14 protein-coding genes are annotated in these 18,921 nt (G+C 66.2%); 4 read left to right on the top strand and 10 right to left on the bottom strand.

The window, feature by feature from the left end; translation table 11 throughout:
• Nucleotides 1–750, top strand: a 750-nt coding sequence (locus FGL98_RS08995) for an HNH endonuclease signature motif containing protein (protein ID WP_146316436.1), incomplete at its 5' end; no start/stop codon positions are given.
• 378 nt (nucleotides 751–1,128) lie between these two features.
• On the opposite strand, the gene FGL98_RS09000 is transcribed toward FGL98_RS08995, so the two are convergent.
• From FGL98_RS09000 to FGL98_RS09015, 4 genes are all read right to left on the bottom strand, one after another.
• The gene (locus FGL98_RS09000; protein WP_146316437.1) at nucleotides 1,129–3,072 is read right to left on the bottom strand and encodes a primary-amine oxidase; all 1,944 of its coding nucleotides are present in this window, start codon (nucleotides 3,070–3,072) and stop codon (nucleotides 1,129–1,131) included.
• A gap of 25 nt (nucleotides 3,073–3,097) precedes the next feature.
• Entirely contained in the window at nucleotides 3,098–4,561 is a 1,464-nt protein-coding gene (locus FGL98_RS09005; protein WP_146316438.1) for an APC family permease, read from the bottom strand.
• 7 nt (nucleotides 4,562–4,568) lie between these two features.
• Nucleotides 4,569–5,987, bottom strand: a complete 1,419-nt coding sequence (locus FGL98_RS09010) for an aldehyde dehydrogenase family protein (protein ID WP_246136455.1) — start codon at nucleotides 5,985–5,987, stop codon at nucleotides 4,569–4,571.
• Between the two features lie 88 nt (nucleotides 5,988–6,075).
• Nucleotides 6,076–7,596, bottom strand: coding sequence for a GMC family oxidoreductase (locus FGL98_RS09015; RefSeq protein WP_246136456.1), 1,521 nt, complete (start codon nucleotides 7,594–7,596; stop codon nucleotides 6,076–6,078).
• A gap of 195 nt (nucleotides 7,597–7,791) precedes the next feature.
• Between FGL98_RS09015 and FGL98_RS09020 the strand changes: the two genes are divergently transcribed.
• Nucleotides 7,792–8,757, top strand: a complete 966-nt coding sequence (locus FGL98_RS09020; protein WP_146316441.1) for an AraC-like ligand-binding domain-containing protein — start codon at nucleotides 7,792–7,794, stop codon at nucleotides 8,755–8,757.
• Nucleotides 8,758–8,792: 35 nt separating this feature from the next.
• Here FGL98_RS09020 and FGL98_RS09025 read toward each other — a convergent pair whose 3' ends face one another.
• The 6 genes from FGL98_RS09025 to FGL98_RS09050 all read right to left on the bottom strand — a co-directional run bounded on the left by FGL98_RS09025 (nucleotide 8,793) and on the right by FGL98_RS09050 (nucleotide 15,381).
• A complete protein-coding gene (locus FGL98_RS09025) occupies nucleotides 8,793–9,587 on the bottom strand; it encodes an HpcH/HpaI aldolase family protein (RefSeq protein ID WP_146316442.1) in 795 nt (264 codons plus the stop codon).
• Nucleotides 9,572–10,357 carry a 2-oxo-hept-4-ene-1,7-dioate hydratase gene (hpaH, locus tag FGL98_RS09030; protein ID WP_146316443.1) on the bottom strand — a complete coding sequence of 262 codons (786 nt, stop codon included), beginning with the start codon at nucleotides 10,355–10,357 and terminating at the stop codon, nucleotides 9,572–9,574. The genes FGL98_RS09025 and hpaH overlap by 16 nt, the downstream gene beginning before the upstream one ends.
• Nucleotides 10,358–10,459: 102 nt before the next feature.
• A complete protein-coding gene (gene hpaD, locus FGL98_RS09035; RefSeq protein ID WP_146316444.1) occupies nucleotides 10,460–11,611 on the bottom strand; it encodes a 3,4-dihydroxyphenylacetate 2,3-dioxygenase in 1,152 nt (383 codons plus the stop codon).
• A 3-nt stretch (nucleotides 11,612–11,614) separates the two neighbouring features.
• Nucleotides 11,615–13,135: a 5-carboxymethyl-2-hydroxymuconate semialdehyde dehydrogenase gene (gene hpaE, locus FGL98_RS09040; RefSeq protein WP_146316445.1), complete on the bottom strand. Its 1,521-nt coding sequence runs from the start codon at nucleotides 13,133–13,135 to the stop codon at nucleotides 11,615–11,617.
• A 52-nt stretch (nucleotides 13,136–13,187) separates the two neighbouring features.
• Nucleotides 13,188–13,901: a GntR family transcriptional regulator gene (locus FGL98_RS09045; protein WP_146316446.1), complete on the bottom strand. Its 714-nt coding sequence runs from the start codon at nucleotides 13,899–13,901 to the stop codon at nucleotides 13,188–13,190.
• On the bottom strand, nucleotides 13,894–15,381 hold the full coding sequence (locus tag FGL98_RS09050; protein WP_246136457.1) for a fumarylacetoacetate hydrolase family protein: 1,488 nt from the start codon (nucleotides 15,379–15,381) through the stop codon (nucleotides 13,894–13,896). The genes FGL98_RS09045 and FGL98_RS09050 overlap by 8 nt, the downstream gene beginning before the upstream one ends.
• Nucleotides 15,382–15,518: 137 nt before the next feature.
• On the opposite strand from FGL98_RS09050, the gene FGL98_RS09055 reads away from it, so the two are divergent.
• Together FGL98_RS09055 and FGL98_RS09060 are read left to right on the top strand one after the other, a co-directional pair.
• A complete protein-coding gene (locus tag FGL98_RS09055; protein WP_146316447.1) occupies nucleotides 15,519–17,426 on the top strand; it encodes an FAD-binding monooxygenase in 1,908 nt (635 codons plus the stop codon).
• A gap of 44 nt (nucleotides 17,427–17,470) precedes the next feature.
• Nucleotides 17,471–18,919, top strand: a complete 1,449-nt coding sequence (locus FGL98_RS09060) for an MFS transporter (protein ID WP_146316448.1) — start codon at nucleotides 17,471–17,473, stop codon at nucleotides 18,917–18,919.
• The last annotated feature ends 2 nt before the right edge of the window (nucleotides 18,920–18,921 follow it).

Consider the following 18,921-nt stretch of genomic DNA (forward strand, 5'->3'; position numbering starts at 1 on the left):
CTGATCATCGACCTCGACCACCACCACCCTGACGACGACTGCTCTGGCGCAGACAGCACCGACACCACGAGCAGCAGCGGCGCTGCGTGCTCATCGGGCGCACCGCCACCCGACGAAGACCCCGACCGACCAGCCGAACCGGATCCAGCCGAACCGGATCCACCCGAGGCAGGCCCACCCGAGGGCGGCCCACCCGACCAACCACCGCCGCCACCTCGTGAGCAACGACCTTTGTGTCTACCGGATGTGGAGGTCCCCGGCATCGGCGTGATCCCCGCCGACGCCGTGCAAGAGATGATCCGCACCCTGGGCACCACCGTGACCCGGGCCCTGGTCGACTGGCACACCGGCACCATCCTGGAAACCGGCGCGGCCACCTACCGGCCGACCGCGGCGATCCGCCGCCACGTCCTCCTGCGAGACCAGCACTGCCGGTTTCCGGGCTGCGAGAGGCCCGCAAAGTTCTGCGATGTCGACCACGTGATCCCCTGGCCACAAGGACCCACGCAGCCCGCGAACCTGCAATGTTTGTGCCGGCACCATCACCGCGCGAAGCACGAAACCCGCTGGCAGGTCACCATGACCGCCGACGGCACCAGCACCTGGACCAGTCCCTCCGGCCGCGAATACACCACCCACCCCGGCACCCTCGACGTCACCGCCGACGTGCACGTCACCGTTGGGGCGACCGTCGAGTCGGACAGCCTCGATGCCGATGGTGCGGGACAACACCCGGAGCCAGCCGACTAGAGCCTGTTCCGCGAGCGGTGTCGGCGTGTCTCGTGCCGGCGAGTCTCGTGCCGCAGGGCGAGGCCTCCCGCGTAACTCGTTTGAGGACCAACGCAAGACGCCACTGCAGGGCGCCCAGATGACCACACCGAGCGGCACAAAGACCGGCACCCCGTCGACTGCGACATCACCATCCTCAAGCACCACCGAGCATTCGCCACCCGCTACGCCAAGCTCGCCCTCGGATACAAGGCCACCACCCGCGCCACGACCATCGAGCACCGGCTCAAACGACTTTCGTAGCACGACCTAGGTCCTCGCGGGCGGTGTGCGAGTCCAGACCTGGCCCTGAGACCGGGAATCACGCATGATCTGGTCAGAGCTGGGGTGCCGGAGGCCTCACTCGCACCCGCCGCAGTGGCCGGCGGGGGAGGCAGGCACGTCGAGTGTGGGGTTGCGGTCGAAGAACCCGTTGGGCTTCATCGTGAACCCGCAATAGTCGACCGGCATGATCGGCCAGTCCTCGGGTCGTGGAAAGTGCGTCAGGCCAAAGGTGTGCCACAGCACGATGTCTTGGCCGTCGATATCGCGATCCTGTGCCGCGAACGCAGGGAGTCCGTCCAGTCCAGGCTGTTGGTTGACGAAGTCGCCGGAGGGATAGCGCTCGTCGGAGGCGTAGCGTGTGACCCAGAGGTCCTTGGTCGCAAATCGTGCACGTCGGGTGATCGATGCCTCGGGGTCGGCGAGCAGTCGCGGCTCACCTTGTGGGTAGAGCACGTAGGCCACGGGCTGGCCGAGCCGATTCGTCATGGTCGGGTTGGTGATGTGCCAGACCCGCGCTGCGGACTTGTCGGCGCAGCGCTGCCCCTCGGACTCGGTGGTCAGGCGTGTCGCCCGGCGACCGAATGCGTTGCCGTATGGATTATCCGGTCCCATGGGCACCCGCACCGCCTCTACCTCGTCGACCGAGTTCTCAACACCGTCGACCATCATGTCCAGACGCGCACTGAAGAGGTGCTGGTGAAAGGGGGCTCCGAGGCCGGGCGCCACCTCGGTCGCCCAGCGGTACCCCTCTCCGGGATACGAGGACGTGAACACCACCCCGGTCGCCTTGGCCTCAAGCTGGATTGTGCCGTCCAGGTAGAGATACCAATAGAACCCGTAGTCGTAGTTGCCCACCGTGATGAAGAAGGAAATGACCAGTCGGCGTTGCCGCCTGGTCTCGCTCGACTCGGTGTAGACATCCGTGTGCTTCCACAGCACCCCGAAGTCCTCTTCGTGCATGCAGATGGCATTCGTGATCTGCTGTGCCTGACCGTGATCGTCCGCAACCCAACCGTCAAAATAGTGGATCTCCCCGAGACAGTCACAGCCGAGAACCAGGGAGTTCGTCCACTTGCCCATGAGGTACTCGCCGGCGTCGAAGTAGTTCTGCCAGAATCGGACCGGGCTGGGGTCACCATACGGCACAACCATCTCGGCGACAGACGCCCGATAGATGATCGGCCGCTGCCGACCGCCATCGTTGAACGACAACTCGTGCAGCACCAGCCCCTCCCTGGCGTCGAAACCAACTCTGAACCGCCAGTTCTCCCACTCCACGACGTTGCCGTCCACGCTGAACGACGGTCCGTCCGGCTGAGTGATCTCAATCGGGCGCAGTGACGTGCGGGCAGGGCCGGTCGCCGCCGCGTCGTCAAAGTTACCCTCCTCGTGCGGGATCGGCATGACCTTGTCGTCGACAACCTCGATCACCTGCTTGTCGACCAGGTCGATGTACGCGACCACACCGTCAATGGGATGCGCCCACGGATGGTCCTCCTTCCGATGCTGCAGGAAGGACAGCACCCGCAACATGCGCCTCCCCTCCTCGCCGGGGAGCTGATAGGTGCCTGCCGACAGCGGGCAAGTGCACACCAGGTCGAGGTCGGTCACACCTCGACGGGCCATGGCCTGGCGCCATTCCTCACTCGACTTGACGATGTCGTCGACGCTCATGAAGTCTTCGAGAAGCACGGGCGGCTGCCCGTCAGCTTCGTCCAGTGTGCGATCCGAGATGACCTCGCCGGTGGCGATTGACACCACCACGTCGTGGCTGACCCCGGAAGAGGTGTCCAGCAGGAAGGCACGCACCCGACGATCGGGCGGGCTGGCCGGTTGGTAGGCAAGGACCTCCGGCTTCGGTGGCTCCTCCAGGCCGAGGTAGGCGAACCTGGTGGACTCCACGACGAGGCCGGCTCGAATGAGTGCCTCACGTGCCGCGTCGATCTCGGACGCCATCAGTCTGTCCAACGGATGTGGTCGTGCACCTACTGTCGTCGAAACCGTGTCAGTGACCGACATGGAAGATCATCCTTTCGTCGTGGATTCAGCCGAGGAAGCTGCCGAGTTGTGCATAACTGTCCGGGCGGGACACCTTCCAGCGCCAGGCGAGCCCGAATCCGAGCGCAAACGCCACCACCAGGATTGCCTCGAAGGTATAGGCAAGAGCGGACGAGCCGCCGATCAGAGTGGTGAAGTTCAGCACGACCAGCACCAGCAGGAAGATCAGTCCGAGTAGGCCCAGCGCCGGGGCGACCAGAGTGTTCCAGACACGGGTGTCCACCCTCGTCTTGCGGAAGAAGACGAGCACACCGGCGGAGGTGAGCGCCATCAGGGCGATCAACCCGAGCGTCGCCAGACCTGACATCCACGAGAAGACGTTGGCCACCGGGTCCAGGCCGGCCAGCGCAAACACCGCGAGGACAACGAGTGCGGACGCCGTCTGAGTCAGGGAGCCGAAGTGCGGAGAGTGGTGGCGCTCATGGGAGCGCCCGAACCGCGCCGGGATCACCGACTCGCGTCCGAGTGAGAAGAGGTAGCGTGCCACTGCATTGTGAAATGCCAGTAGGACTGCGAACAGGCTGGTGACGAGTAGGACGTTCATGGTGTTCTCGGCCCACCCACCGATATAGGTGTCGGTGGCGGCGAACGTCAAGCCGGAGATGTTCTTGCCGGCCGCGGCCGCGACCTTGCTGGGGCCGTAGGCAATGACGACCGCCCACGACGAGAACGCATAGAAGACGCCGATGAGGATCACGGCCACGTAGGTCGCGATCGGCACCGTGCGCTTCGCGTCTTTGGCCTCCTCCCCATAGATGGCGGTGGCCTCGAAGCCCATGAACGACGCGATCGCAAACATCACGCCGATGCCCGGGCTGCCAGTGAAGAAGGAGCGAGGGGTGAAGGACGTGAGCGAGACCCCGGTCGCTCCGCCCTGGCCGAGCACGCCGAAGTCCATGATCGCGATGATGCCGACCTCGCACAGCATGAGCACACCCAGCACCTTCACGCTGAGGTCCACGTTGCGGTAGCCGAGCACACCGACGACGGCCATGGCAGCGAACGCGCAGAGCCACCAAGGAATGTTCGGGGCTCCCCATGACACCAGCAGGCTCGACAAGGTTGCGCCGAACAGTCCGTAGACGGCTGCCTGAATGGCGGTGTAGGAGACCAGCGCCACGAACGCGGCGCCCAGACCGGTTGGCTTGCTGATGCCGCGGGTGATGTACGAGTAGAACGCACCGGCGTTCGTGACGTGCTGGCTCATGAGGCTGTATCCCACCGAGAAAAGCAACAGGATGACGGCAACCAGCAGGTAGGCCGCCGGTAGACCCGGACCGTTGCCAATGGCGAGAGCGACCGGCACGGCCCCCGCCACAACGGTGAGCGGTGAAGATGCCGCGACAACCATGAAGACGATGCCGGCCACCCCGAGCGTGCCGTGCAGTCGCTCCTGCCGAGAGGTGCGCTCGGCAGGGGTCTCCGAAAGGGATGCATCAAGTCTGCTCATGGCAACCTCACACGAACGATCCTGCGGAGCCCTTTACGGACACGGCCTGGGAGCACTCGAGCAGACCCTCGCGGCCGAACTCGACGCCATACCCGGAGCTCTTTGACCCACCAAAGGGTACCCGCGGGTCGATCGCCCCGTGCTCGTTGACCCACACCGTCCCGGCTTGCAGTTGGAGCGCCACGTCGCGAGCCCGCTGGGGGGAGGGAGACCAGACCGAGGCGCCGAGACCCACGTCGAGCCCATTGGCCCAGGCGATGGCCTGATCCAGGCTCGAGTAGCGGATGATCGGCAGTGCAGGGCCGAACTGCTCCTGCGCGACCAGAGCGTTGTCGTTGTCGATCTCGGCCACGATCGTGGCCGGATAGAAGTTGCCCACCGCGTCCGGGTCAGGATCGCCGCCGACCAGGACCTTGGCTCCGGACCTCCTGGCCTCCTGGACGAGTGAGGCGACAATGTCGTACTGCTTGCGGTTCTGGATCGGCCCGAGCACGTTCTCCTCGGCAAGCCCCACCCCCATCGGAGTCGTCGCGGCAAGCTTCGCCAGTTCCTCGCATACGGCGTCGTAGAGCGTGTCCGGGACGTAGAGGCGCTTCAGTGCGGCGCAGGTCTGGCCGGTGTTGATGAAGGCGCCCCAGAAGAGGCCCTCGGCAATGGCGGCAGGGTCGGCATCGTCGAGCACAATGCCTGCATCGTTGCCCCCGAGCTCCATCGTCACGCGCTTCACGGTCTCTGCCGATGAGCGGATGATCGCCTGCCCGGTGGCGATGGAACCGGTGAACATGATCTTGGCGATACCGGTGTGGGCCGCAAGGGCTTCACCGACCTCCCGGCCGCCGGGGACCACCGTGAGCACGCCGTCGGGCAGCGCAGTATTGATCACCTGCGCCAGGGCGAGCACGGACAGTGGCGTGTACTCGCTGGGCTTCATGACCACGGTGTTGCCCATGCGTAGGTTCGGTGCGAGCTGCCATACCGAGATCATCATCGGCCAGTTCCATGGCCCAATTGCTCCGACGACGCCCAATGGACGGTAGTGGATCTCGGCGCGGACCTGCCCGTCGTCGACGATCACCTCCGGCGAGACGTCAGGGGTGGTGGCCGCGCGCAGCCAGGCGGCGCAGGCGCCGACCTCGAACCGAGCATTGGGTCCGTTGAGCGGCTTTCCCTGCTCTCGAGAGAGGAGAACAGCGAGCTCCTCGGCCTTGGCCTCGATGGCGTCTGCCGCCGCGTTCAGCCGTTCGACACGTTTCGCGTCACCGAGCGCTGCCCAACGGGGCTGCGCGGCACGAGCCGTCTCGATGGCGGCGGCCAGATCCGCGATGGTCGCGTCGGGGACTCGGCCGACCTCGTCTCCCGTGGCTGGGTCGGTGATCGGGCGGCCTGTCCCGGCCGGTGCCTGGATGTGTTCGAGCAGGGTGGTCACGATGTCTCCTTGGGGTATCGGCCCGGCCGTGCCGGTCGTTGGTGCTCCCGGCGCCGGATCGCGCAGTGGACGTTGGGTTCTGGGCTGATCAGATGTCGGAAAGGATGAGGTCTGACGCCTTCTCGCCGATCATGATGGACGGCGCGTTGGTGTTGCCGCGCGGGATCGTGGGCATGATCGAGGCGTCCACGACGCGGAGTCCGCTGACTCCGACTACCCGCAGAGCAGGGTCGACGACGGCGTGGTCGTCGACGCCCATCCGGCAGGTGCCGACCTGGTGGTGGTAGGTCCCGGCCAGTGCTCGGATCAACGCGCGGATCTCGTCCCTGGTCACCGGGGTGGTCTCTGGGACATATTCGGTGGGTCGGAACGGAGCGAACGCGTCGTGACCACCGATCTGACGGCACATGATCACAGCATCTGCGAGCGCCTCGACGTCGTAGTCGTCCGCGAGGATGTTGGGATCCACGATCGGAGCTGTCGCCGGGTCGGCCGAGGCGACACGCAACGTGCCGCGTGAGCGTGGCGCCACGAGGCCCGGGGCAATGGTGTAGCCCTGTTCGGGCACGCGACCTCCGTCGGTGGGGTAGGGCAGGTGGAGGAAGAGGGGCTGTAGGTCGGGGGCGTCGTCATCGGCCTGTGAGGAGTGCGCGAAGAGCTGGGCCTCGAGCAAGTTGTTACGCCCTGGCACGAGCGGCTCCCCGGTGGCGTAGATGTTGCCAACAAGCAGGTGGTCGTGCAGGTTCTTCCCCACTCCGGGCAGCTCGACCCGGCGTTCGATGCCTGCGGCGTCGAGATCGTCCCGGGCGCCGATGCCGGAGAGCTGAAGGATCTTGGGCGAACCGATGGTGCCCGCAGACACGATGATCTCTGCCGCTGCACGCGCAATCTGGGTGCCGGCCGCAGTCACATATTCGACGCCGATTGCGCGGGCGCCGTCAAGCACCAACCTCGTCACGAGCGCGTCCGTGGTGACGGTCAGTGCCGAGTTCTCCAGCACGGGTGCGACGAAGGCCTGCCAGGCACTGTGCCGCCGGCCGTCCTTGATGGTGGCGTGGTTGAAGCCGACGCCTTCCATCATTTTGGCATTGAAGTCCTCCGTGAGCGGATGACCGAGCGCGACGGCGGCGTCGACGAATGCCTGCGACGCCGGGTGAAGGTTTTGCAGGCGGGAGACGTGCAGTGGCCCGCCGGAGCCATGAAACTCGGAGGCACCGTCCTCGTGGTCCTCACTGCGCTTGAAGAGCGGTAGAACGGCATCCCACCCCCAGCCGGTATTGCCGGCAGCCGCCCAGGCGTCGTAGTCATCGCGGTGTCCGCGGATGTAGATCATGCCGTTCATGGAACTGGATCCGCCGAGCATCTTGCCGCGAGGCCAGTAAAGCGACCGATCTGCGGCGTGGTGCTGTGGAGTCGTCATGACCTTCCAGTCGTTGTCGCTCAGCAACAGCGCCGGCCAACCCTGCGGCGAATGAATGTTCGGGTTGGAGTCGACCGGCCCGGCCTCGATGACATGGACACTGTGGCCGGCGTCGAGCAAGCGGCGAGCCAGGACGCTGCCCGAGCTGCCAGCACCGATGATGATGTAGTCACTTGTCTGGTCTCCCACGGGCACTCCTTCGTATGCTGGTGTTGCCACCACTGTGACGCACGTCACTCCGACCTCGCATTGGCGCCAGGCGCACGGCTGTGTGCATGGCGCGCACTGTCGCGTGCGCGTTGACCGGTGGCATGGTGAGGTGGTGATGCCCGTCGGAACACGGTCGGGCGCCGGGACCGCCCAGATGCGCAAGGAGGCGCAGAGATGAGCACCGTCGGGCATGACGTGCAGGTATTCAGTGCGGCCTCGACCGCGCCCGCCGACCGATTCGAGGCGTGGCAAGCGGCGGTCAACGCCACGTTCGTCCCGCTGCGCGCCATGGTTCGGTCCGCGGATGGATACCAGGGCGGCCTGCTGGCGCAGGACCTCGGAGAGGTCACCGCGACGGAGGTCGGCGGGTCCCCGGTGACGGTGCGGCGGGACAAGGCGTCAATCGCCGCATCGAACCCGGGGGTCTACAAGCTCGGGCTACAACTGCACGGGTATTGCATACTCTCCCAGGACGGCCGAGAGGCGGCTCTGACACCGGGTGATCTGGCAATCTATGACACGACCCGGCCCTACACGCTGGACTTCGCAGAGTCGTATCGGATGTTTGTGCTGCTGATCCCACGCGACCGGCTGGGGCTCTCTCCCGAGCAGATCGGACAGCTCACCGCCGAACGCATTTCAGGTCGTCAAGGGCTTGGGGCGCTGACATCCACTCTGCTCGCACAACTGGGCGCCCAAGTGCGATCCGGCGGGGCCGACACCGACCCCCGCGCCGTGGACGCCATCGTCGAACTGGTTCGTGCGGCCCTGAGTCAGCGGTTGGACCTGGCCGGAACGGTGCCGGGCGCGTCCGTCGTGTTCTCCGCGGCCACAGCATGGATCGACGAGCACCTGTCTGCGTCCGGACTCGAGGTCGAGGACGTTGCTCTCGCCCAGCACGTCTCGGTGCGATACCTGCAGAAGCTCTTCGCGGACCGTGGCACCACGCCCAGCGCATGGATCCGGCAGCGCCGTCTGCGGCGCTGCCGGGTGGATCTCCTGGATCCGGCGCTTGCCGCGCATCCGGTGGCAGCGATCGGGGCGCGCTGGGGGTTTGGCGATCCGTCAGGATTCGCCCGCACCTTCAAGTCCGGGACGGGGATGACACCGGGGGAGTTCCGAGCCACCGGCGGGGCCTGAACGGCATCACGGTGCCGCACCTTCGAGGTGGACGGTCACGTGCCAGGGATGGTGCCTCGGCGCGTCCAACGGGCGGTGAGCGCCTCGGACCCGCGAGCGACAAGTGCGACGTCTGCTCCGACGAGGATGAACTGAGCGCCGGCGTCGAGGTAGGACTCTGCCTGGGTGGGGTCGAACGCATTGACGCCAACCGGTTTACCCGCGGCTTTGACGGACTCGAACGCCCGCAGGACCGCAGCGATCACCTCGGGGTGCATCTGCTGTCCGATCAGTCCCATCGACGCGGCCAGGTCGCCCGGCCCGACGAACACGCCGTCGATGCCGTCGACCGCCGCGATGGCGGCGGCGTTGTCGACGCCTTCGGCAGTCTCGACCTGGACGAAGAGCGCGACGTGGTCATCCGCGTCGCGCAGGTAGCCTTCCACGCGGCTCCAGCGTCCGGACCGAGCAAACGCGGAACCTATCCCGCGCACTCCCCGCGGGGGGTAGTGCATTGCGGCGACGACATCGTGCGCCTGCTGCGGTGTAGAAACCATGGGGACCAGGATGTTCTGGGCACCCAGGTCGAGGACCTGCTTGATGGTCACACTGTCGCCGGACGACACGCGCACGACCGGCAGACTGGGGTATGCGGCGACAGCCTGCAGCTGCGCCAGGACCGATGCCAGCCCGTTGGGGGAGTGCTCCATGTCGATGAGCACCCAGTCCAGGCCGGCGCCCGCAGCGATCTCCGCCATGACTGGGCTGCCTGAGCAGACCCACATCCCGGCGAGCGGGCGGGTCGTCTCGGCGAGCCGGTGGCGGAAGGTCTGGGTCAGATGAAGCGGCATGAGATCGTCCCCAGTTGTCGGTAGTCGGCGAGCACCGTGTCACCAGGGTGCACCCACATCGGGCGGGTGAAGGAACCGGCAAGCACGATCTCCCCGGCTTCCAATTGGTCGCCGTGCGCGGCGAGCTTGTTTGCGAGCCAGGCGACTCCGGTCGCGGGGTGGCCGAGCACGGCCGCGGCGACGCCCGACTCTTCAATGGTCTCGTTCCGGTAGAGCAGTGCCGAGACCCAGCGCAGGTCGACATCGGCGAGCTTCATCGGGTTCCCGCCGTAGACCATGGCGCCCATGGCGGCGTTGTCGCTGATCGTGTCGACGATCGTGCGGCCCTCCATCTCGATCCGACTGGCGAGGATCTCCAGGGCCGGCACGACGAACTCGGTCGCGCGGAGCACATCGAAGATGGTGGCGTCAGGGCCCTTGACGGGCTCGGCCAGCACGAAGGCGAGCTCGACCTCGATGCGCACGTTCGAGAACCGATTGTGGTCGATGACAGCACCGTTGCTGAAGACCATGTCCTCGAAGATGGCGCCGTAGTCGGGCTCGGTGATGCCGGTCGCGACCTGCATCACCTTCGAGGTCAGACCGATCTTGCGCCCCACGGGCCGGCGGCCGGACGCGATGCCGCGGCGCCGCCACTCCTGTTGCACGGCATACGCATCGTCAACGGTCATCCCGGGATGCCGTGTGGTCAGCAGCGGCACCATGGTGCGGTCGTGCTCGGCCTGGGCGAGCTCGTCGGCGATCGCGGCAATGGTCTCAGCGTTCAGCATCCGTGCCTCCTTCGACGCGCATGTTCGGGATCACCGCGGGGGTCGAGATCGGGGTCCCCGCGAAGTATCGAGTGAGGGACGAGCGAGAACTTCGTGGAGTGATCACAGTTGGTGCCCGAGCTTGTACTCGCCCTGTTTCCAGGTGGGCATGTCCTCTTCGTCGCGGCGGGTGTAGGAGAACCCGTCGGCGCCGATCGTCACGTCCAGCTCGGAGGTGTCGGTGCGCTCGACGACCGGCTGTGGGTTGCCGTCGAGGTCGAGCACGAGGGATGCGTCGGTGTACCAGGACGGCACAACCGGGTTGCCCCACCAGTCGCGGCGCTGGTTGTCGTGCACGTCCCAGGTGACGACCGGGTTGTCCGGGTCTCCGGTGTAGTAGTCCTGCGTGTAGATCTCGATGCGGTGCCCGTCGGGGTCGCGCAGGTAGAGGTAGAACGCGTTGGAGACGCCGTGCCGGCCCGGTCCGCGCTCGATCGCGTCGGAGCGTCGCAGCGCGCCGAGCTTGTCGCAGATGGCGAGGATGTTGTGCTTCTCGTGGGTTGCGAATGCCAGGTGGTGCATTCGTGGCCCGGCTCCGCCGGTCATTGCAGTGTCGTGGACGGTCGGTTTGCGACGCATCCAGGCGGCATACACGGTGCCGTCCTCGTCCTGGATGTCCTCGGTGACTCGGAAGCCGAGGTCTTCCATGTAGGCGACGGCGCGTGGCACGTCGGGGGTGACCTGGTTGAAGTGGTCGATGCGCACGAGCGAGCCGGGGGTGTAGAGGTCGTAGCGCCACGCCAACCGGTCTACGTGCTGCACGTCGTAGAAGAACTCGTAGGGAAACCCGAGGGGGTCCTCGACACGTACGGATTCGCCGACGCCCCTGGTCCAGCCTTCTTTTCGGCGCTCGACGCGGCAGCCGAGCTCGGTGTAGAACGCGACGGCGTTGTCGAGGTCCTGCGGGCTGCGCACCCGGTAGGAGAACGCGGCCGCCGCGGCAACCGGCCCCTTGCGCAGGACGAGGTTGTGATGGATGAACTCCTCGAGCGTGCGCAGGTAGACGGCCTGGTCGTCCTCCTCGGTGACGACCAGGCCCAGTACGTCGACATAGAAGTCGCGCGAGCGTTTCAGGTCGGTGACAACGAGCTCCATGTAGGCACACCGCAGCACGTCCGGCGGTGGCGCCGACGGGGTCGGTATCGCGTTGCTCGCCCGGATGGGGCTGGTTGCGGTGACGACGGGCTCGGGGGAGCCGGGGGTGATCGTGCTCATGGGTCAGGCCTCCTTGCCGAAGGACGGGTTGTGCGCCGTGCCCAAGGTGATGTGCACCGCCTGTTGGTCGGTGTAGAAGTCGATCGAGCGATAGCCGCCCTCGTGGCCGAGCCCGGAGGCCTTCACTCCGCCGAATGGGGTGCGCAGGTCGCGCACGTTGTTGGAGTTCAGCCACACCATGCCGGCTTCGACAGATTGTGCGAAGTTGTGCGCACGCTTGAGATCATTTGTCCAGATATATGCTGCGAGACCGTATTTCGTGTTGTTTGCGAGCTTGAGCGCTTCCTCGTCCGTGTCGAACGGGGTGATCGCGACGATCGGTCCGAAGATCTCCTCCTGGAAGATCCGGGCCTCTGGCGGAACGTCCGCGAACACGGTCGGCGCGATGAAGTTGCCGGTCTCGAATCCTTCGGGGCGGCCACCACCGGCGACCAGGCGCCCTTCGGTCTTGCCGATCTCGACATAGCTCATGACCTTCTCGTAGTGCTCAGGATGCACCAGCGCCCCGACCTCGGTCGCCGGGTCGTGCGGGTAGCCGACGACGACGCGCTTGGCTTGCTCGGCGTATCTTCTGACGAACTCGTCGTAGATGTCGTGCTGTACAAGGATGCGCGAACCCGCGGTGCACCGCTCGCCGTTGAGGGAGAAGACCCCGAATACGGTCGCGTCGATCGCGGCGTCCAGGTCGGCGTCGGCGAAAACGACCGCCGGCGACTTCCCGCCGAGTTCCATGGAAAGGCCCTTGAGGAACGGCGCGGCGTTGGCGAAGATCAGCTGTCCGGTCGTGCTTTCCCCGGTGAACGAGATGAGCGGCACGCCGGGATGCTTGACGAGTGCGTCGCCGGCCTCCTCGCCGAGTCCGTTGATCAGGTTGAACACGCCCTGCGGTAGGCCGGCCTCCTCGAAGATGCCGGCCCACAGGGAGGCCGACAGGGGCGTGAACTCGGCCGGTTTGAGAACGACGGTGTTGCCCGTCGCCAGCGCGGGTCCGAGCTTCCACGACTCGAGCATGAACGGGGTGTTCCACGGCGTGATCAGTCCGGCAACGCCGATCGGCTTGCGGTTCACATAGTTGATCTGCCGGCCCGGCACCTTGTAGGTGTCGTCCGCCTGCGCCACGATGAGATCTGCGAAGAAGCGGAAGTTCTCCGCCGCCCGCTTGGCCTGGCCGAGCGCCTGGGTGATCGGCAATCCGGAGTCGTACGACTCGAGCTCGGCGAGCCGCGAGTCGCGCGAGGCGACGATGTCGGCGACGCGGTGCAGCACGCGGGATCGTTCACGCGGCAGCATCCGCGGCCACGGGCCTTCCCGGAAGGCCCGTTGCGCGGCAGCCACTGCCTTGTCGATGTCGGCCCGCTTGCCCGCGGCGGCCTGCAGGTAGGTCTTGTTCGAGACCGGGTCGAGAACCTCGAACGTGGCGCCATCCACGGAGTCGATGAATTTGCCGTCGACGTAGTGCTGGATGTGATTCGGCAGGTCCGCGGGAACGCGGTGCGAGGTCGCGGCGGGTGAGGTGTCGGTCATAGGTGCCTCCGGAGAAGACGGTTATGCGGTGGATTGTGGATCATCAGCGGAATCATGGGGCGATGACGTGCCTGTCGAGTGATGCGCTGGTCGGCGCGCCGGGGTGCTCGACGGCCAGGAACGCCGCCAGCGTCGCGGCGCGGTGCTCCCGGGCTGCGGCCTCGACCTCCGCCACGGGGGCCCGGTCCTCGATGAGCCGCAGGATGGTTTCGTGCTCCTGCACCGATCCGCGCGCCCGCCCAGGGACGAAGGAGAACGTCGAGTCGCGCAGGTTTCCCAGCCGGCCCCACTCGGCCGTGACCAGGTCGAGCAGCCGCGGGTTGGGGCAGTGGGTGAAGAGCATGGAGTGGAACTGCTGGTTCTGCGCGGTGAACGCGTGCGGGTCGAAGTGCTCCAGACCCTGGGTCATCTGCGTGTTGACCTGGCGCGCCGCACGGACGTCCTCAGGCGTCATCAACTGGGCGGACAACGCGGTGGCCGCGCCCTCGAGGATGCCGAGAGTCTGCATGCTGTGCCGGTACTGCGTGTCATCGACCATGGAGACGTGCGCCCCGACGTTGGGCTCGTAGGTCACCAGTGTCTCGGCCTCGAGCCGCCGGATGGCTTCGCGCACCGGCACAACGCTCATCTGAAGCTCGCCGGCGATACGGCCCAGCACCAGCCGGTAGCCGGGGGAGTATTCGTTCCGGGCGATTCGCTCCTTGATGACGTGGTACGCCACCTGTGACTTGCTCTGAGCGGGGGCAGTGCGTGGGGTGTCACTCATGGTCGGTGTCCGCTAGGTAGCGTTGCCGCCACTCGGAGTTCATCGGGAACAGTCCCTCGATCGGATGCCCTTCGGCAACCTGCTGCGCGACCCAGGCGTCCTCATCCTCCTTCGCCAGCGTCGCGTCGACGACTTCCTCGGCGATCGACGGAGGGATGACGACGACGCCGTCCCGGTCGCCCACGATGATGTCGTGGGGCTGCACGGTGGCACCCCCGCAGGCGATGGTCAGGTCGAAGTCCCATGGCACGTGCTTACGGCCCAGGACCGCCGGGTGGGCTGCCTTGGCGTAGACGGGAATTCCGATCTCGTGCACGGCGTCGTAGTCGCGCACGGCGCCATCGGTGACGATGCCGGCGGCTCCGCGCGTCTTGGCACGCAGCGCCAGGATGTCGCCGAGGGTGCCGGCGCCGACCTCTCCGCGGGCCTCGATGACCAGGACTTCCCCCGAGTCGACCGCGTCGAACGCTCGCTTCTGGGCGTTGTACCCGCCACCGTGGGAGGTGAAGAGGTCTTCTCGGTTGGGCACGAACCGCAGCGTCTTTGCCGTGCCGACGAGCTTGGCCTCCGGCCGCAGTGGCTGGACTCCGTCGATGAGGACGTTGTTGAGGCCGCGCTTGCGCAGCTGGGCGGACAGGCCTGCCACGGGGGCCTTCTCGAGCTTGGCGCGCAGCTCCACTGACAACGCGGGCGCCTGTTCCGGTAGGCCGGCCGCCTCGGGCGAGCCCCATGCGGCCACCCGTTGCGCGTCGTCTGCGTGCGGCAGCGAACCGAGGCGCTCGTCATACGCCGGATGCCGGCCGGCGGTCACGGTGGTCGCGAGCCGTCCGGAGGTTGGCGCGCCCGGCGCGGTGGGAGCGTCGACCTCAACCTCCACGACGTCGCCGGGCACGACGACGCCTGACCCGGCAGGCGTGCCCGTGAGGATCACGTCACCCGTTTCGAGCGTGAGGTGCTGTGACAGATCGGCCACGAACTGAGGGAGGGGAAAGAGCAGACCCGCAGTGGTGTCCTCCTGTGCCAGAGAGCCGTTCACCCACGTGCGCACACGAAGCGTGCCAGGGTCGACACTGCGTGCGTCGATCAGGTCCGGCCCGATCGGCGTGAACCCGTCCCCGCCCTTGGAGCGGACGTTCGAACCCTTGTCGTTCGCCCGCAGGTCGTAGAGCCCGAAGTCGTTGGCAGCGGTGACCGATGCGACGTGATCCCAGGCGTCCTCCAGGGACACGCGCCTGGCCGGGCTGCCGATCACCAGGGCGATCTCGCCCTCGAACGCGAGCAGCTCGGTGCCACCCGGACGCTCGATCGTGCCACCCGATTCGCCGACCGAGCTCGACGGTTTGAGGAAGTAGGAGGGGTGCTCAGGGCGCCGGCCACGCTGGTCGGCGCGCGAGGCATAGCTGAGATGCACTGCGATGATCTTGCCAGGGCGGGCACTGCGACCGCTGGTCCTGGTCTCATGGTCGATCTGCTCGGACACGGCGTCTCTCTCCGTTTGATCTTTGGCCTTTACGACGTATCTCAGATCGTATACGATCGCAGAATGCTCAGCAACCGTCACTGAACAGACCGTGCTGAGGATGACGACTCACGACGAAGGCTCAGGTGAGAGGACCCATGCAGTTTCACCACTACGGCTACGTGTCCGGAGATCCGCGCGTCAGTCGCGCTGCGGCGGCCGGCATCAACCGTCCGCTCGAGCTGCCCGATGAGGTCGATGTGCTCATCGTCGGCAGCGGACCCGCCGGCATGCTGCTGGCTGCACAGCTGTCGCAGTTCCCGAGCATCACGACACGCATCATCGAGCGGCGTCCTGGTCGTCTCGAGATCGGCCAGGCGGACGGCATCCAGGCCCGCAGCGTCGAGACCTTCCAGGCCTTCGGCTTCGCCGACCAGATCATCGCCGAGGCCTACCGCATCACGTCGATGAGCTTCTGGGCGCCGGACCCGGCCGACCCCGGCTGCATCATCCGGACCTCGCGGGAGGTCGACGACGCGCACGGCATCAGCGAGTTCCCGCACCTCATCGTCAACCAGGCACGCGTCCTGGACTACTTCGCCGACGTGGCGGCGGCCTCGCCATCCCGAATGAGACCGGACTACGGACTGGAGTGCCTTGACGTCACGGTCGGCGACCCCGATGAGATGAGCCATCCCGTCACCGTGACGCTGCGGCACACCGCCGGTGAGCACAACGGTGAACAGCGGCGGGTTCACGCCAAGTACGTCGTCGGCTGTGACGGAGCCCGCAGCAGGGTCCGTGATGCGATTGGCCGCCGGATGACCGGGAGTCAGGCCCTGCACGCGTGGGCCGTGATGGACGTTCTGGCGGTCACCGACTTCCCCGACATCCGCACCAAGTGCGCCATTCAGTCGGAACACGGCAGCATCCTGCACATTCCGCGGGAGGGCGGGTACCTGTTCCGGATGTATGTCGATCTGGGGCAGGTCACCGAGAACGACAAGGGCGCCATCCGGGCGACGCCGGTCGAGGCAGCGATCTCGAAGGCGAACGAGATCCTGCACCCGTACACGCTGGACGTGAGGGACGTCGCCTGGTACAGCGTGTATGAGGTCGGGCACCGGTTGACGGACAAGTTCGACGATGTGCCGCAGGGCGAGGCCCGGACGCCGCGCGTGTTCATCGCGGGGGACGCGTGCCACACGCACAGCGCGAAGGCCGGCCAGGGCATGAACGTGTCGATGCAGGACGCCTTCAACCTCGGTTGGAAGCTGGCCCACGTCCTCGACGGCCGCAGTCCGGAGTCCCTACTGTCCACCTACTCGGCGGAGCGGCAGGTCATCGCGAAGAACCTCATCGACTTCGACAAGGAGTGGTCCACGCTCATGGCGAAGGCGCCGGAGGAGTTCGACGACCCGAAGGCGCTCGGCGAGTTCTACACGGCGACAGCGGAGTTCCCCGCCGGATTCATGACCGAGTATCAGGCATCGCTGATCGTCAGTGACACGCTCCACCAGGAGCTGGCGGTCGGCCTCCCGGTCGGCAAGCGTTTCAAGTCAGCGCGGGTGGTGCGGGTCGCAGACACAACTCCGCGCCAGTTGGGGCACCACCATCGAGCGGACGGTCGCTGGCGCATCTACGCGTTCGCGGATCGGCCCGGTCCGGGAGAGGGGTCCCAGCTGACCGACTGGGCCACGTGGCTCGGCGAGGCACCCGAGTCGCCGCTGCTCGCCTTCACCCCCGAGGGTGCCGGCGCTGACAGCGTCTTCGACGTCAAGGTGGTGTATCAGCAGCAGTTGGAGCAGATCGAGCTGGGCCGTGTTCCGCAGATCTTTCTGCCCCGCAGCGGTCCGTTCGAGCTCATCGACTACGAGAAGGTCTACGGCACCATCCCCGGCGAGGACATCTTCGACGTGCGCGGCATCGACCGCTCGGGCTGCGTCGTCGTCGTGCGACCGGACCAGTATGTCGCCGCGGTGCTTCCCCTGACCAAGACTGCAGCACTGACAGCGTTCTTCAGTCCCATCATGCTGCCCCAGCGAGCTGTGGCTGTCCAAGGCTGAGCGCCGGCAACGCGGCCGGCTCGGAGTTCACGAAAGGCATACTCATGGAAACGACATCGCCGACCAGCCCGCGGTCGCGCAGCGGTCCAGGAATCATCGCCCGGCTCGAGCGGCTGGAGGGATGGTCCCTGTCGTACAGATTCATCGCCATCATCGGGCTCGGCTTTCTGTTCACCTTCTACGACATCTTTGACATCAACGTCTCCTTCATCCAGACCTGCGTCGAGCTGAAGAAGGGGTGCACGCCCGAGACTGCACTGAACTCACTACCGCTGCCCGTGGTGCTGAACCTGGTCGGCTATGTGATCGGGACGCTGGTGCTGAGCCCCATCGCCGACAAGATCGGCCGCCGGAACATGTTGCTGATCACGATGCTGATCACCGGGCTCGGCTCGCTGTACAACGCCTTCGCCCCTGACTACGCCAACTTCGTGATCGCACGAGTCATTACGGGCGTGGGCATCGGTGCCGACCTGGCGATCGTGAACACCTACGTCAACGAGGTCGCGCCGCGCAAGGCCAGGGCGAAGTTCACGACGATGATCTTCATCAACTCCGCGCTGGGTGCTCTCGCCGGCATCTGGCTGGGGCTGATCCTGACCACCGCGAAGGAGAACTGGCCGCTCGGGTTGCCTTTCGCCCAGGCAAGTCCATCGTTCGACAACGGCTGGCGCTGGATGTACGGCATCGGCGCCATCCTGGCATTGGTTGCGATCCTGCTGCGGTTCGAGCTGCCCGAGTCGCCTCGCTGGCTGATCGGGCAGAGCCGGATGGACGAGGCCGATGCCATCGTGCGACAGATGGAGCAGCGGGCCCTCAAACGAGGTGAGCTCGCCGAGCCGGACTACGACATACCGCAGGAGGCGGTGACCCCGCCGTCCCCCGTCCCATACACGACACTGTTCACGAATCCGCTCTACCGGCGGCGCATCCTGGTGCTGTTCGCACTCTGGTTCATCGGCTATATCACCGTCTACTCGTATGCCTCCGGCTTCACCAGTGTGTTGTCCGCGTTGAAGTACCCACCGCCGGAGGCCGGTGTGATCGCCGCTGTCGGGACCTTCGGGTTCGTCGGGATGACTATCCTGATGACCTTCATCGTCGAACTGCTCGAGCGTCGCTACTGGCTACCGATCGCCGCCGTCGTCACCCTGATAGGTGCGGTCCTGATCGCCGCGGCGGGCTCGACAATCGCGATCGCGTTCATCGGATCGATCCTCATCTTCGCCGGATTCAACATGTGGGTGTCTCCGACGTATGCCATGTCGGCGGAGTCTTTTCCGACGCGGGCTCGGACCAGCGGGTTCGCGCTGGTGGACGGTGTCGGACACGTGGGCGGCGGGATCGGCGTGCTGGCCATTGCGCCCGTGCTGCCACACATGTCCACGCTGGGCGCCCTGATGCTGATCTCCTCCTTCTTGGTAGTCGCCGCGATCATCGCCCAATTCACTCCGCATACCAGGGGTCGTAACCTGGACCACATCTCGCCCTGAGC

It is taken from the genome of Leekyejoonella antrihumi (assembly GCF_007845645.1).
Classification (GTDB): domain Bacteria; phylum Actinomycetota; class Actinomycetes; order Actinomycetales; family Dermatophilaceae; genus Leekyejoonella; species Leekyejoonella antrihumi.